The sequence below is a fragment of the Amycolatopsis pittospori genome (assembly GCF_013870525.1).
Taxonomy (GTDB): domain Bacteria; phylum Actinomycetota; class Actinomycetes; order Mycobacteriales; family Pseudonocardiaceae; genus Amycolatopsis; species Amycolatopsis pittospori.
In genome coordinates this window covers 59135-72615 of sequence record NZ_JACBXD010000036.1, presented here as the reverse complement: position 1 = coordinate 72615, position 13481 = coordinate 59135, and the positions used below count along the sequence as shown (strand labels likewise).

The window sequence follows — 13481 nt, the reverse complement described above, 5'->3', positions numbered from 1 at the left end:
CGTAGTCGGCGCCCGACGCGTCCCGGACCGTGGTGAACCCGCGGTCCAGCATGGCGCTCATGGTTCGGGCGCTGTGCGCGGCCACGTAGGACGGCGACGACGCCGGGAGCGACCCGAGATGCGCCGTCGACGCGGTCCGCGCGGCGGCACGCGACGAACTCCGCAAGGGCGCGCACCACATCAAGGTGATGGCCTCCGGCGGCGTCGCCTCCCCCACCGACCGCATCGACTCGACGCAGTACTCCGCCGAGGAGCTCCGCGCGATCGTCGAGGAGGCGGAGGCCGCGAACCGTTATGTGGCCGCGCACGCCTACACCGCCCGCGCGGTGAACCGCGCGCTGGAACTGGGTGTCCGGTCGATCGAGCACGGCAACCTGATCGACGACCTCAGCGTCGAACTGTTCCTGCGTCACGACGCGTTCCTCGTGCCCACCTTGGTCACTTACTGGGCCTTGAAGGAGGAAGGGCGCGAGCACGGGCTCCCGGAATCCAGCTGGCGCAAGGTCGACGAGGTCCTCGGCGCGGGCATGGCCGCGCTGGAACGCGCCGCGCGAGGCGGGGTGAAGCTGGTCTACGGCACCGACCTGCTCGGGGGTATGCACCGCCACCAGAACCACGAGTTCCGGCTGCGCGGCGAGGTCCAGCCCGCACTCGACGTCCTCCGCTCGGCGACGTCGGGCGCGGCGGACCTGCTGAACCTGACCGGCGAGATCGGCACACTCGCCCCCGGCGCGTACGCGGATCTGCTCGTCGTCGACCGGGATCCGCTGGAGGACATCGGCGTCCTGGCCGAGCCGAAGCACTTCCGGCACATCGTCCAGGGCGGGACGATCGTCTGACGCGGGATCAGGAGACGCGTTGGGGGACGTTCCAGGGGTTGTCGTCGCGGAGCGGTTCGGGCAGCAGATGCGACGGCCAGTCCTGATAGGACACCGGGCGCAGGAAGCGTTCGACGGCGGCGGTCCCGACCGACGTCGACGCGGGTGACGTCGTCGCCGGGAACGGGCCGCCGTGCTGCATCGCGGCGGTCACCGCGACGCCCGTCGGCCAGCCACCCCACAGGACGCGACCGCTGCGGTCGGCCAGCACCGGCCGCAGCGCCTCCACGTCCGACGCCTCCTCCGGCAGGGCGTGCACGGTCGTCGTGAGCTGTCCCGGTAATGCCGCCAAGACAGGCACGACGTCGGACAGCCGCTCGTAGCGCACGACGACGCCCAACGGACCGAAGCACTCCTCGGCCGCTTCGGGTACGAAGTCGTCCAGGTCGATCTCGAGCAGCTGGGGTCCGTCTTCCCCGACGATGCGGCGCATTCCCGGGATCTCGGCCAGCCGTGAAGCGCCGGCGGAGAACCCCGCGGCGATGCGGTCGTTCAGGAACCTCCCGGCCGGGATCCGCCGCAGCCGTTCCGCGACGAGGTCCACAAAGGACCCGTCCGAGGGCACGAACAGGAGACCGGGATTCGTGCAGAACTGTCCGTTGCCCATGGTCAGCGAACCGGCGTAACCCTCGGCCAGTTCTTCGGCGCGCGCCTGCGCGGCGCCGGGCAGGACGATCACCGGGTTGACGCTGCCCAGCTCGCCGTGGAACGGGATCGGCACCGGCCGTTCGGCCGCGATCCGCGCCAGTGCCAGGCCTCCGGCCACCGACCCGGTGAAGGCCGCGGCGGAGATCACCGGATGCTTCAAGGCCTCGACACCGGCCGCTTCGCCTTCCGCCAATCCCAAGAGCGCTCCCCATGGGCCGAGTGCCTCGACGACGACGTCGGTCACCATCCGGGACAACTCCGGATGTCCAGGATGCGCCTTGACCACCACCGGGCAGCCCGCCGCCCACGCCGAAGCCGTATCACCACCGGCGACGCTGAACGCGAACGGGAAGTTGCTCGCGGCGAACACCAGCACCGGACCGACGGCGGTGCGATACCGGCGTAGATCGGGCCGGGGACCGGGCGGCCACGAAGGATCCGCGTGGTCGATCCGGACGTCGTAGGGCGAGCCGCTCGCCGCCTCGTCCGCGAGGAGCCGCAGCTGGAACGTCGTCCTGGCCAATTCGCCGGTCAGGCGTTTCGTGCCCAGATGGGTTTCGGCGTCGGCGACCTCGATCAGGGACGGTCCGGCCGCGTCCAGTGCGTCCGCCACTCCCGTGATCACCGCCGCCCGGGTCTTCGGGTCGGTCGCCGCCCACTTCGCGGCGATACCGGCCGCGGCGTCGATCTCTTTCATACTCCGGTCTCCTTCCGGTCCGGGTCAGTTCTCAGGGCGGGTGTTGCGAAAGCCACTTTCGCAACGTTGAAGGTTGCGAAAGTGGCTTCGCAACGCCGTCGTCCCCGCGAAGACCAAACCGGCTAGAGGACAAACCCCGCGGGGAACGGGTCGTCCGGGTCGAGCAGGTAGGTGGCGTTCCCGGTGATCCACGCGCGTCCGGAGAACTCCGGCACGACAGCGGGAAGGCCGCCGACCGTCGTCTCGGCGACCAGCTCGCCGGTGAACGCGGTGCCGATGAACGACCTGTTCTCGAACGGCGTGTTCAGCGGCAGCTCACCGCGGGCGTGCAGTTGCGCCATCCGGGCCGAGGTCCCGGTGCCGCACGGCGACCGGTCGAACCAGCCCGGGTGGATGGCCATGGCGTTCTGCGACGCGCGGGCGTCCGAACCGGGGGCGAGGAACTGGACGTGCTTGCAGCCGTCGATCAGCGGATCGGCCGGATGCTTCGGCGGACGCTGGTCGTTGATCGCCGCCATGATGTCCAGGCCCGCCGCGAGGATCCGGTCCTTCTCCGCACGTTCGAAAGGTATGTCCACTTGGGACAGTTCGAGGATGGCGTAGAAGTTGCCGCCGTAGGCCAGGTCGTACCGCACCTCACCGAGTCCTGGCACCTCGACGACGGCGTCGCGTTCGGCGAGGAACGACGCGACGTTGCGGAGCTTGACCCGTTCCGCCCGGCCGTCGCGGACGTCGACCTCGGCGTGCACGAGCCCGGCCGGGGTGTCCAGGCGTACCACGGTCTTCGGTTCGGTCACCTCGACCATGCCGGTCTCCACCAGCACGGTCGCGACGCCGATCGTGCCGTGCCCGCACATCGGCAGGCAGCCCGACACCTCGATGTAGACCACGCCCCAGTCGGCGTCCGGATGGCACGGCGGCTGCAGGATCGCGCCGCTCATCGCGGAATGGCCACGCGGCTCGTTCATCAGGAACTGCCGCAGGTGGTCCATGTTCGCCATGAAGTACCGGCGCCGCTCGGCCATCGTGTCACCCGGGATGACGCCGACCCCGCCGGTCACCACCCGGGTCGGCATGCCCTCGGTATGCGAGTCGACGGCGGTGATCGACCGGATCGAGCGCACCTACTCCACCCCCAGCGAGGCGAGCGCGCGGCGCATGTCGGCGGTGACCTGCTCGCGGTGCTCGCCGGTCAGCGGCCCGCGCGGCGGACGGCACGGTCCGCCGTAGCGGCCGACGAGGTCCATACCGAGCTTGATGGCCTGGACGAACTCGACGCGCGAGTCCCAGCGGAACGCGGCGACCAGCGGTTCGTACAGCGCGCGGGCCTCTTCGAGCTTGCCGGCGGTCGCCAGTTCGAACAGGCGCACCGATTCGGCCGGGAACACGTTGGGGAAGCCGGCGAACCAGCCCGTCGCGCCCATCAGCAGGCTTTCCAGCACGACGTCGTCGGCTCCGCTGATCACGTCCAGCCCCGGGGCCCGCTCGCGGATCTCCAGCACGCGCCGGACGTCGCCGGAGAACTCCTTCACCGCCACCACGTTGTCGATCGCCGCGATCTCGGCGAGCAGATCCGGGGTGAGGTCGACCTTCGTGTCGATGGGGTTGTTGTAGACCATCACCGGCAGCCCGACCGACGCCACCGCCTCGAAGTGGGCGAGGACCTCGCCGCGGTTCGCGCGGTACATCGTCGGCGGCAGGCACAGGAGGCCGTCGGCGCCGTCCTCGGCCGCGACCTCGGCCCAGTGCTTGGCCTGATGCGATCCGGGGCCGTGCACGCCGACGACGACGATCCCATCCTTGCCGACGGTCTCGATCGCGGTGCGCGCGGCACGGCGGCGCTCCTCGTCGGTGAGCGACGAGTACTCGCCGAGCGAGCCGTTCGGGCCGACACCCCGGCAGCCGTTGTCGATCAGCCAGCGGCAGTGCGCGGCGTAGGCGTCGTAATCCACGGCCAGACCGGCGGGCGCCGAGTCGTCCGCCCGGTACGGGAGGGCGGTCGCGACGACGACGCCACCGAGGTCGGGGGTGCTCATGCTGAGGTCTCCTTCGGTTCGGCGAGTTCACCCAGCCGGATCGGCTGGGCGATAGGGCGGTGGTGCCGTTCGGCTCCGCCGCGGAGTTCGGACACGGTCGGGCCGCACATCCGGCCCTGGCACGGGCCGAGTCCGGCCCGGGTGCCGAGTTTCAGCGCGTGTGAGCCCGGACAGGACGGGGCTTGGACAGCGCGGGTGAGTTCGCCGTAGGTCGTTTCCTCGCAGCGGCAGACGATCGTGTCCTCGTCCAGCCAGCCGCGCCAGGCAGAGCCGATCGGATGTGCGGCTGCGAGCCGTCCGGCGAACGCCAGGGCCCGGTCGCGTTCACGGACCAAGGCCCGGTCCGGTGTACCGCCCGCGGCGACGCACCCGGCCACCACGCCCTCGGCCGCTGAGGTGACCGCACCGCCGATACCGGTGATCTCGCCCGCGGCGAAGACACCTTCCACCGTGGTGCGCTGGTCACCGTCGACCTGGACGAAACCGTTGTCGAGCAGGCAGCCCGCGGCGACGGCGAGTTCCGGCTGCGGGACGAATCCGTGTCCGACGCAGACCGCGTCGACCTCGTAGGTCCGCTCGGTTCCGGCGACGACCGACCAGTCCGCGCGGACCTTGGCGGTGACGACCTCGCGGACGCGGTCGGCCCCGCGCGCTTCGACGACCGCCCTACCGAACCGGTACGGAACGCGCTGCCTGGCCAGGGCTGCGGCATACCGCGCGAGCTCTCCGGCCTTGCCCGCGTGGGCGGCGAGCCGCCACGGCCGCGACGACCATCCTTTGCCGACGGTCGCGAACGGATTCGCCTCCAGCACGGCGACGACCTCGGCCCCCACACCCAGCAGGGATTCCGCCACGGGCAGGAGGAACGGCCCGGCGCCGGCGACGAGCACCCGGCTGCCGATCGCCACCCGCTCCCCTTTGGCCAGCGCCTGCGCCGCACCCGCGGTGTACACGCCGGGCAGTTCCCAGCCGGGGAACGGCAGGGTGCGGTCGTGGGCGCCGGTCGCCAGGATCAGCGCGTCCGGGTCGAGGGTGATCCGACGACGTCCGCCGCCGTCGGCCTGCCCGCGCAGCACGTGGAGAGTCTTATCCGTGCGGTCCAGCGCCCAGACCGTGGAAGCGGGCCACCACCGGCAACGAGGATGGTCGAGTACACGACGACGCCGGGCGAACTCCGCCCAGCCGTGCTGGATCCGGTCCGGGTGTCGCGCCTTGAAGGCCTCCGGCAGCATCCGGTGGTACTGGCCGCCGGGAGTGTCGGCCTGGTCCAGCACCGTGACGCGGGCCCCGGCCCGCAGTGCGTGCTCGGCCGCCGCGAGCCCCGCGGGCCCGGCTCCGACGATCACCACGTGCCTGCTCATACGCCCTCCTCCCGGGACTGGGTACGGATTTCGTCACCGTCGGCGGCCGGGCGCCGGCACGCGCGGACGTCCGGCACGTCGTTGACCGTGAGCAGGCAGTCGAAACACGCGCCGATCCCGCAGAAGACGCCTCGGGGAGCGCCGGAACGCGTGGTGCGCCACGACGTACGGCCGGCTGCGAGCAGCACGCCCGCCACACTCTGGCCCGCGACGCCGGACACGGGTTCGCCGTCGACGGTGATCCGGATCGGCGAGTCGGTGCGGCCGGCCGGATCCCGGTCGCGGGGGAACAACCGCGCGCTCATGCGGCCACCTCGGCCAGCACCGCGGGACGGTCCACGGTGAACTCGTCGACGGGCATCGCGGTCTCGGCGCCGGTGAGCAGTTCTCGCAGCAAACGCGCGGTGCCCACACTCAGCCCGATACCGGCGCCTTCGTGGCCGGTGGCGTGCCACAGGTTCCCCAGCCGCGGATCCTCGCCGAGTACGGGCAGGTGATCGTCCACATAGGGCCGGAAACCGCCGTAGGCCCGCATGATCGCGGCGTCGGCGAGCGCCGGGAACAGCCGCAGGGCCTTGGCCGCGATGGCACCGAGCACGCCGGGGCGGATCGTGTCGTCGAACCCGACGCGGCGGCGCGACGAGCCGATCAGGACGGTGCCGCCCCAGGTCGACTCGACGACGGCGGAGGTCTGCAGGTCACCCGAATCGGCGCCGACCGCGCCGACGTAATCGGCGTCGTAGACCTTGTGCCGCACGACGCCGGGCATCGGCGTGGTCACCAGAACCTCGCCGCGACGCGGGCGGACCGCGATCGGGGCGCCGAGCAGTGCCGATACCTGCCCGGCCCACGGGCCCGCCGCGTTCACGACGACGTCGGCCTCGATCACCTCGCCCGGTACGCGAACGCCGGTGATCCGGCCACTGTGGACGGACGCGCCGACGACCTCGGTGTCGGCCCGCAACCGGGCGCCGTGGCGCAGCGCGGAAGTCAGCAGGGCGAGTGCCGCGCCCGCGGGCTGGACTTGAGCGTCTTCCGGATAGTGGAAGGCGGCGGTCACGTCGCGGGTCAGCGCGGGCTCGGCGGTCATGAGTTCCTTGAGCGACAACGGTTCCGCGCGGACTCCGAGCTGCGTTCCGGCGAACGCCGTCAGCGCTCGGGCGCCGTCTTCGGTGGTGGCGACCACGATGCCGCCCTTGGGGTCGTACTCGATCGCCGACGCCGTACGCGCGTCCTCGTCGGCGATCTCGGCGACCACCTGCGGCCACAGCCGCACCGACAGTCTGGCGAGTTCGAGTTCGGCGCCCGGTCCCTTGTCGGACACGAGCACGTTGCCTTCACCGTGCGACGTGGTGCCGCCGGCGGGGCGGCCGCGGTCGACGACCACGACGTCGAAGCCCGCCAGGCTCAGCTCCCGGGCACACGCGGCGCCGATGATGCCTGCGCCGAGTACGACGACACGCGTTCGGTTCATCGACCCTCCAGCGTTCGGTAAAGCGAACGATCGGAGAGTAGGTTCTTCCCCGGAAGGGTGTCAACACCTGAGCCGCGTTCAGCCCTTCAAGACGGGGTGCGGCCTGCCGTCGAGCCGCTCGTCCGCGCGGTACTGCAGCAGCAGGACCGAATGCACCGGGGCTTCGATCGCGGTGTAGCAATGCGGCTCGCGGGCATCGAAGGCGACGTAATCCCCCGGGCCGACGTCGACCGTCCGGCCCGCCACCTCGACGCGGAGCGCACCGGACTGGACGACGGTGTGCTCGATCCCGACGTGCCCCTGGGAACGTTGCGGCGCGTCACCGCGCACGACCTGGTCGTACACCTCGAAAACGCCGTCACCGGTCTCGATCCGGCGCAGCGGCCTCAGGTCGACGCCCTCGCCGCTGAGCACCTCGACATCGGCGCCCCGCACCACGGTGAGCGCGCCACCCGCGCGATGGTCGAGCAGGTCGGAGATCGCCACCTCCAGCACCCGCGACAGGCTGAACACGGTTTCGATGGTCGGATTGCCGCCCCCGGACTCCAGCTGCGACAACGTCGCCTTGCCGATGCCCGACCGGCGGGACAGCTCCGACAGCGAAATCCCCCTCGCCGCCCGGGCCGCGCGCAGGTTGACCGCCAGCATGTCCCGGATCGAGGGCGTCTCGTCCTCCACCACTTCTCCCCTGTCGTTCGTCAAACCGTACGACCGGACGGGCGAACGTTCGCTTTGCCGATCGAGTTCGCGGACATCATGACACGCCTTTCACCGGGAGGGCATAGCCGCGGCCGATGGGCCGACGCGATGGTGAGCGGCCGCCGGCGCGGTGAAACTTCCTCACCAACCGGTGTGTCACCGTCGACACAGGGTCACGGGCCACACCGTCGTATCCCTCGAGCGAGGAGATTCCCGTGCAGCTGATACGTAGATCCTCATCGGCCGGAAGACGGCTTCGCGCGTTCGGCGCGGTGCTCATCACGACCCTCGGCCTGACCGCGGCCGTGACCACCGCACCGGCGACGGCGGCCGCGAACGCCTGCCTGACCGGCACACTCGCCTTCGATCACCTCGACGCCGAAGCCGGTCCGAGCAAACCCGTACGGACGCAGGTGGCGCGCAACGCGAACTGGGAGCTGTGGGGCCGCTCCGGTTCCGGCTCCGCGAGCCGTCTCGCCTCCGGGATCACCGGAGCGTCCGACGGCAGGTTCACCGCCTGTCACACCGCTTCGCTGGCCGAGGCGTACGTGCGATTCCGGTCGAGCAGCACGTCGATGTGGCGGGTCGTGAAGGCCGCGAACAACACGACCGACTACACCTTCGACTCGGCGCGCCGTACGAACGTGTCCGGCACTCAGGACCTCGGCACGGTGAAGGTCCCCTCGACGCTGCAGCGCGCGTGGAAGGTCGTGGACACGCTCAACGTCCTGTACTGGAAGCGCGCGAATCCGTCGTCGTCGTGCTGGACGGCCCGCCAGGCCGACGGCCGCTGCGACCAGATCACCTTCGTCTGGGACCCGAAGGTCGCCGACGGCGGCTACTGGGACTACCCGAACACGAACTACGTCTTCCTCGGCAACACGATGCCCGACTCGAAGCACCTCGTGCTGCACGAAGCCGGGCACTGGCTGCAGTGGCAGCTCTACGGGCGCGGCTTCCCCGTGGTGGACGGCTGCAACCCGCACTACATCCAGAAGCACAGCTCGAAGTCGTGCGCGTGGACCGAAGGCTTCGCCGACGCCGTCGCCGCGTACGCCCTCGGCGACTACCGCTACGTCTACGACAACGGGACCTCGGTGAGCTTCCAGAACAACGGCCCGACCGCGGGGTGGGACGACGGTGACACCGTGCAGGGCCGCGTCGGCTCGTCCCTGCTGGACCTCTGGGCGTCGAACGGGCCGGACGGCGGGAACTGGAACCGCACGATCGCGCTCATGACCCGGTACTTCAGCCAGGACTTCCGCGAGTACTTCACCCAGGACCGGCCGGCGGCGGGCCTGTCCACGACCGGCGCGGCCCAGCGGATCCTCGCCGGGCACACCATTTCCTACTGACCGGGAGACCGGAGGGCCGGGCCGTGACCCGGCCCTCCGGTGGTTCACCCCCTGGCCGCCCGGACCCAGGCGGTGACCTCGTCGGCGGTCGAGGGGAAACCGCCGGAAAGCAGGTCGTGGCCGTCTTCGGTGACCACGACGTCGTCCTCGATACGGATGCCGATGCCGCGCAGCTCCGGCGGAACCGTGCGGTCGCCGGCGTGGAAGTAGAGACCGGGTTCCACCGCCAGCGCCATCCCCTCGGCCAGCGTGCCCTCCCGGTAGGTGGAGGGGTGGGCGGCGGCGCAGTCGTGGACGTCCAGCCCGAGGAAATGGCCGGTCCCGCAGACGATGTACCGCCGGTGCTGCTGCCCGTCCCCCGACAACGCTTCGTCGACCGACACCGGAAGGAGGCCCCAGTCGTGCAAGCCCTCCGCGAGCACGCGCAACGCCGTCGCCTGGAACGCGCCGTAGTCCTGGCCGGGCCGGACCTCGGCCAGCGCGGCGACGTGCGCCTTGTGCACCAGGTCGTAGACGTCGCGCTGGGCCTTCGTGTACTCGCCGCCGACCGGGAAGGTGCGGGTGATGTCGGCGGTGTACAAGGAATCCAGCTCGACCCCGGCGTCCAGCAGCAGGAGGCTGTCCTCGGTCACCTGGCCGTCGCAGCGTGTCCAGTGCAGGATCGGCGCGTGCGGCCCGGCCGCGACGATCGAGGTGTACCCCGGGCCGACGCCCTCGGTCCGGGCACGCCGGTCGAAGGTGCCCTGCAGCCAGCGTTCCCCGCCGCCGCGGACCGCCTCCGGCAACGCGGCCAGCACGTCGGCGAACCCGCGGGCGGTCGCGTCGACGGCGTCACGCAGCTGGCCGATCTCCCAGTCGTCCTTGATCCGGCGCAGCTCCGCGAGGACCGTGCGCAGCCGTTCGCTGTGGCCGTAGCCGAAAGCGTCGAGACTCGGATCGATTCCGGCGCCGACCAGCACGCCCGGGTTTCGTCCGCGCAGGCCGTGCGGAAGGTCTTCGAGCGGGCGGCATTCGATGCCGAGCGCCTTGCCGTACGCGGCGGGTCCGGCGGCGGACCCGACCCACAGCGGACTGGTGTCCGCGTCGCCCACGAAGTCGGGTTCGTGCGACTCGGCCGGGCGCGGGACGTACAGCGTCGCGTGATGGCCGTCGCCCGCCGGGGTGAGCACGAGGATCGCGCCTTCGCGCTGGCAGCCGGTGAGCCAGACGAAGTCGCTGTCGGCCCGGAAGCCGTGGAAGGTGTCGTTGGAGCGCACCACCGGACGGCCCGCCGCGAGCGCGATCCGCTGCCCGGGGAGTTCCGCGGACAGCCTGGCGCGGTGAGCGGCCGCGGCTTCGGCGGTGCCCAGGGGCACCTCGACCACGTCGTCGGCGGGCTCCCAGCCGTCCTGGATCCAGTTCCGGAATCCCTTCGCGGCCAGCAGCGCGCGCAGATCCGGCCGGGTACGGTCGCCGGTCATCGGCTCCCCTTTCAGGTAGTCGGAGGTCTGACCGCACCCTCACACCGCGAAGGCCCCGGCCGTAATGAGCGGCGGCGATAGACTCCGCCTATGGCCCTGGAGATCCGGCACCTGCGGGCGATCTGCGCCATCGCCGAAGCGGGCAGCCTCTCGCAGGCGGCCGCCGCGCTGGGCATGTCCCAGCCGTCGCTGACCTCCCTGCTCCAGCGGCTCGAACGGCAGATCGGCGCCCCACTGTTCGTGCGGAGTCACACCGGCGTGACCCCGACCCCGGTCGGCGAGCAGACGCTGCGCCGGGCGCTGACGCTGCTCGTGGAGTTCGACCGGTTCGAAAGCGACCTGCTCGGCGCCCTCGGCGACGGCCCGCTCCGGCTCGGATCGTCCCAGATGGACTGTCTGCCCACCTTCGTCGAACGGCTGGACGACGCCCTGCCGGGACTCGACGTGACCGTCCACGTCGAGCCGTCCAGCGCGGTATTGGCCCAGGCGCTGGCCCGCGCGACCCTCGACATCGCCGTCATCGCCATGTCGGACGACCAGGAAGTGCCGCTGGCGAAACATCTGGGACACCGCGTGCTGTTCTCGTGGATCCCCGTGTTCGTGGGGCTCCCAGCGCGCCACCCGCTGGCCGGCTCGCTGGAAGTCGACCTCGCCGACCTCGCCGATGAAGCCTGGATCGGCCCGCCGGGTCCCGAAGACGGCTCGCTGACGTCGCTGCGCGCGGCGACCCATCGCGCCGGCTTCACACCGCGGATCCGCTTCGAATACCCGAACGGCGGCGGACGGCATCTGATCGCCGCCGGGCAGGCCGTGCAACTGGTGGAGCCGACCGCGCCCGAACTGCCCGGCATGGTCGTCCGGCCGCTGAAGGACGACCCGATGCGGATGCGGCTCGTGCTGGCGTGGCGCAAGGAACGGCTGACCTGGGACCAGACGGAGAACGTCTACCGAGCGGTGATGACGTCGTACACACGGCACGCGATGGCCTCGACGCCGTTCCGGACCTGGTGGGAGCGGCGGCGGAGTTCTCAGTCGTGGGACGGTTTGGTCGACTTCTTCCGGACCGCCGACTCCTGAGGCCGGTCTGATTCCTCCCCGAACAAGGCGATCTGGACGAGCCGCCGGCCATACCGCCGGTTGAACTCGGTGGCCCGTCCGGGGAGCAGCCTCGCGGGCGCGACGTCGCCGACCAACGCCCCCTCGCCGGGATTGCCGTGTCCGACCAGTCCCGGAGTTCGCAAGATGCGGAGCTCGTCGAGGACGCGGTCCCCGCTGGGTGCGCCCGCGTTCTCGGTGCCGTGCGCGATCACCAGGTGCAGGCCGACGTCCCTGGCCTGCGGCAGCAGTTCTCGCAGGGGTTCCAGAGGATAAGTGTCACGATGAGCGAGCAGGTGGTAGTCGTCGACGACCAGGTACAGCTCCGGGCCGGTCCACCAACTGCGGTTCCTGAGCTGGTCCAAGGTGACGTCCGGGCCGGGGAGCCGTTTGCGCAGTGATGCCTCCACCTCGACCATGACGTTGGCCAGCTGATGGGTGGACACAACGTAGGCGAGCAGATGCGGAGCACCGCTCAGATCGACCAGGGTCCGCTTGAAATCGACGACGATGATCGCCGCTTCTTCCGGGGTGTACTGGTCGCTCAGGCCGCGGATCACCCCGCGCAGAAGATTCGTTTTCCCGGAGCCCGCACCCAGGAAAGCCATGAAATGCGAGTCCGCGGCGAAATCCAGCGTGACCGGCTCGCGGCTTTTCGCCGCCAAGCCCACCGGGACCGGCCCGTCCGCCCGCGGCAGCTCCGAAGAGGACAACTTCAGCGGCAGAGAGCGGAGTTCGTCGCGCACTTCGGACGGCAACTGGTCGAACGCCATGCCTTCCGGTTTGTCATGAGTCGAAAAGACCGAATCCCCGAACTTGGCCCGCTCGGCGAAGGTGACCGACCTGAAGCGGGGCTCGCCTGCGAATTTCGCCGAAGTGAAGTGGGCGATTCCGGTGAACGCCGCCGAATCGAAAGTCGCCGACCCGCCGAACGACACCTGCGAAAAGTCTGCCGAACCGGAGAATCGCGCGGCTTCGAAGCTCGCGTCCCCGGTGCATTCCAGTCGCCCGAACCGGGCGTCACCGACGAACGTGGCATCGGCGAAGGACGCCGATCGGACCCTACACCCGCTTAGATCGAAGTCGAGCAGACTGGCTCCGGACAGGTCGATTTCCGTTTCGGGCCAGTATTTGCCGTCTGGGGCGCCGGGCCGCAAGTGCGCCGCCAGCACGGACTGGGCCGCCCGGCGGACACGGCGTTCCTGTTCCCTGGTCCGGTCGAGGACCATGTCGTCCGCCGCGTCGGCGAACATGCGCAGGTAGGCGCACAAGACGTTGACGATGGTCTGGCGCTGGTCGAGGTTGCCCTGCCCCAGCCGTTCCAACGCGTACAGGCCGCCCAGCTGGACCGGGGGCTTGTCGGAGCCCAGCTGCTCGACGGCCTTCGTGTAGGACTCGGTGACCCGGCGTTCGGCGGCGTCGTACCGCGAATCCTCGGCGACCTGTTCCTGCAGCGAGTGCGTCCTGGCGACGGCCTCCTGGTCGAGCTCCTTCTGTTTCAACGCGATCTCCGCGCTGCGTTGCCGCCGGGCGGCGAGCAGGAGCGCCGCCGCACCGCCCGTGCCGACGACGATCGTCCCGGCCGTCTTGATCGCTTCGAGCTGGTTCCGCTGCTGGGCGTCGCCCTTGCCGTACGCGAACAGCAGCCAGATCGCGACGCCGATGCCCACGAGCACGATCACCGCCGCCGCGGTCCAGATCGCCTTGGGCGACAGCACGGTGTAGCGCACCGTTTCGCGCTCGGCGGGCACCACCGGTCCCGCTCCCTCGCTCCCCAT

11 protein-coding genes and 1 pseudogene are annotated in these 13481 nt (G+C 70.7%); 3 read left to right on the top strand and 9 right to left on the bottom strand.

The window, feature by feature from the left end; genetic code table 11:
• Positions 1–125: 125 nt before the first annotated feature.
• Positions 126–839: pseudogene (locus H5J31_RS21180) on the top strand (metal-dependent hydrolase family protein); the annotation flags it as partial.
• 7 nt (positions 840–846) lie between these two features.
• Here the strand turns inward: H5J31_RS21180 and H5J31_RS21175 are convergent.
• The 7 genes from H5J31_RS21175 to H5J31_RS21145 form a co-directional block, all read right to left on the bottom strand.
• A complete protein-coding gene (locus H5J31_RS21175; protein ID WP_181774354.1) occupies positions 847–2223 on the bottom strand; it encodes an aldehyde dehydrogenase (NADP(+)) in 1377 nt (458 codons plus the stop codon).
• A 122-nt stretch (positions 2224–2345) separates the two neighbouring features.
• Positions 2346–3347, bottom strand: coding sequence for a proline racemase family protein (locus H5J31_RS21170; RefSeq protein ID WP_181774353.1), 1002 nt, complete (start codon positions 3345–3347; stop codon positions 2346–2348).
• Positions 3348–4259, bottom strand: a complete 912-nt coding sequence (locus tag H5J31_RS21165) for a dihydrodipicolinate synthase family protein (protein ID WP_181774352.1) — start codon at positions 4257–4259, stop codon at positions 3348–3350.
• Positions 4256–5620 carry an FAD/NAD(P)-dependent oxidoreductase gene (locus H5J31_RS21160; protein ID WP_181774351.1) on the bottom strand — a complete coding sequence of 455 codons (1365 nt, stop codon included), beginning with the start codon at positions 5618–5620 and terminating at the stop codon, positions 4256–4258. The genes H5J31_RS21165 and H5J31_RS21160 overlap by 4 nt, the downstream gene beginning before the upstream one ends.
• Positions 5617–5925 (bottom strand): (2Fe-2S)-binding protein, encoded by a 309-nt coding sequence (locus H5J31_RS21155; RefSeq protein ID WP_181774350.1) that lies wholly within the window; start codon positions 5923–5925, stop codon positions 5617–5619. The genes H5J31_RS21160 and H5J31_RS21155 overlap by 4 nt, the downstream gene beginning before the upstream one ends.
• The gene (locus H5J31_RS21150) at positions 5922–7094 is read right to left on the bottom strand and encodes an NAD(P)/FAD-dependent oxidoreductase (RefSeq protein ID WP_181774349.1); all 1173 of its coding nucleotides are present in this window, start codon (positions 7092–7094) and stop codon (positions 5922–5924) included. The genes H5J31_RS21155 and H5J31_RS21150 overlap by 4 nt, the downstream gene beginning before the upstream one ends.
• Positions 7095–7172: 78 nt before the next feature.
• Positions 7173–7772, bottom strand: coding sequence for a helix-turn-helix domain-containing protein (locus H5J31_RS21145; RefSeq protein WP_181774348.1), 600 nt, complete (start codon positions 7770–7772; stop codon positions 7173–7175).
• A gap of 236 nt (positions 7773–8008) precedes the next feature.
• Here H5J31_RS21145 and H5J31_RS21140 point away from each other — a divergent pair, with 236 nt between their 5' ends.
• Entirely contained in the window at positions 8009–9148 is a 1140-nt protein-coding gene (locus tag H5J31_RS21140; protein ID WP_181774347.1) for a metalloprotease, read from the top strand.
• Positions 9149–9192: 44 nt separating this feature from the next.
• Here the strand turns inward: H5J31_RS21140 and H5J31_RS21135 are convergent, their stop codons facing one another.
• Positions 9193–10608, bottom strand: coding sequence for an aminopeptidase P family protein (locus H5J31_RS21135; protein ID WP_181774346.1), 1416 nt, complete (start codon positions 10606–10608; stop codon positions 9193–9195).
• 90 nt (positions 10609–10698) lie between these two features.
• Between H5J31_RS21135 and H5J31_RS21130 the strand changes: the two genes are divergently transcribed.
• Entirely contained in the window at positions 10699–11685 is a 987-nt protein-coding gene (locus tag H5J31_RS21130) for a LysR family transcriptional regulator (protein ID WP_181774345.1), read from the top strand.
• Here H5J31_RS21130 and H5J31_RS21125 read toward each other — a convergent pair.
• Entirely contained in the window at positions 11637–13481 is a 1845-nt protein-coding gene (locus tag H5J31_RS21125; protein ID WP_181774344.1) for a pentapeptide repeat-containing protein, read from the bottom strand. The two genes, H5J31_RS21130 and H5J31_RS21125, sit on opposite strands and share 49 nt — an antisense overlap.

What these genes read in the sequence shown, in the direction of transcription:
- H5J31_RS21175 (WP_181774354.1), bottom strand. Translation starts at nt 2,223, where the DNA reads ATGAAAGAGATCGACGCCGCGGCCGGTATCGCCGCGAAGTGGGCGGCG.
- H5J31_RS21160 (WP_181774351.1), bottom strand. Translation starts at nt 5,620, where the DNA reads ATGAGCAGGCACGTGGTGATCGTCGGAGCCGGGCCCGCGGGGCTCGCG.
- H5J31_RS21130 (WP_181774345.1), top strand. Translation starts at nt 10,699, where the DNA reads ATGGCCCTGGAGATCCGGCACCTGCGGGCGATCTGCGCCATCGCCGAA.
- H5J31_RS21155 (WP_181774350.1), bottom strand. Translation starts at nt 5,925, where the DNA reads ATGAGCGCGCGGTTGTTCCCCCGCGACCGGGATCCGGCCGGCCGCACC.
- H5J31_RS21150 (WP_181774349.1), bottom strand. Translation starts at nt 7,094, where the DNA reads ATGAACCGAACGCGTGTCGTCGTACTCGGCGCAGGCATCATCGGCGCC.
- H5J31_RS21165 (WP_181774352.1), bottom strand. Translation starts at nt 4,259, where the DNA reads ATGAGCACCCCCGACCTCGGTGGCGTCGTCGTCGCGACCGCCCTCCCG.
- H5J31_RS21135 (WP_181774346.1), bottom strand. Translation starts at nt 10,608, where the DNA reads ATGACCGGCGACCGTACCCGGCCGGATCTGCGCGCGCTGCTGGCCGCG.
- H5J31_RS21125 (WP_181774344.1), bottom strand. Translation starts at nt 13,481, where the DNA reads ATGGGGAGCGAGGGAGCGGGACCGGTGGTGCCCGCCGAGCGCGAAACG.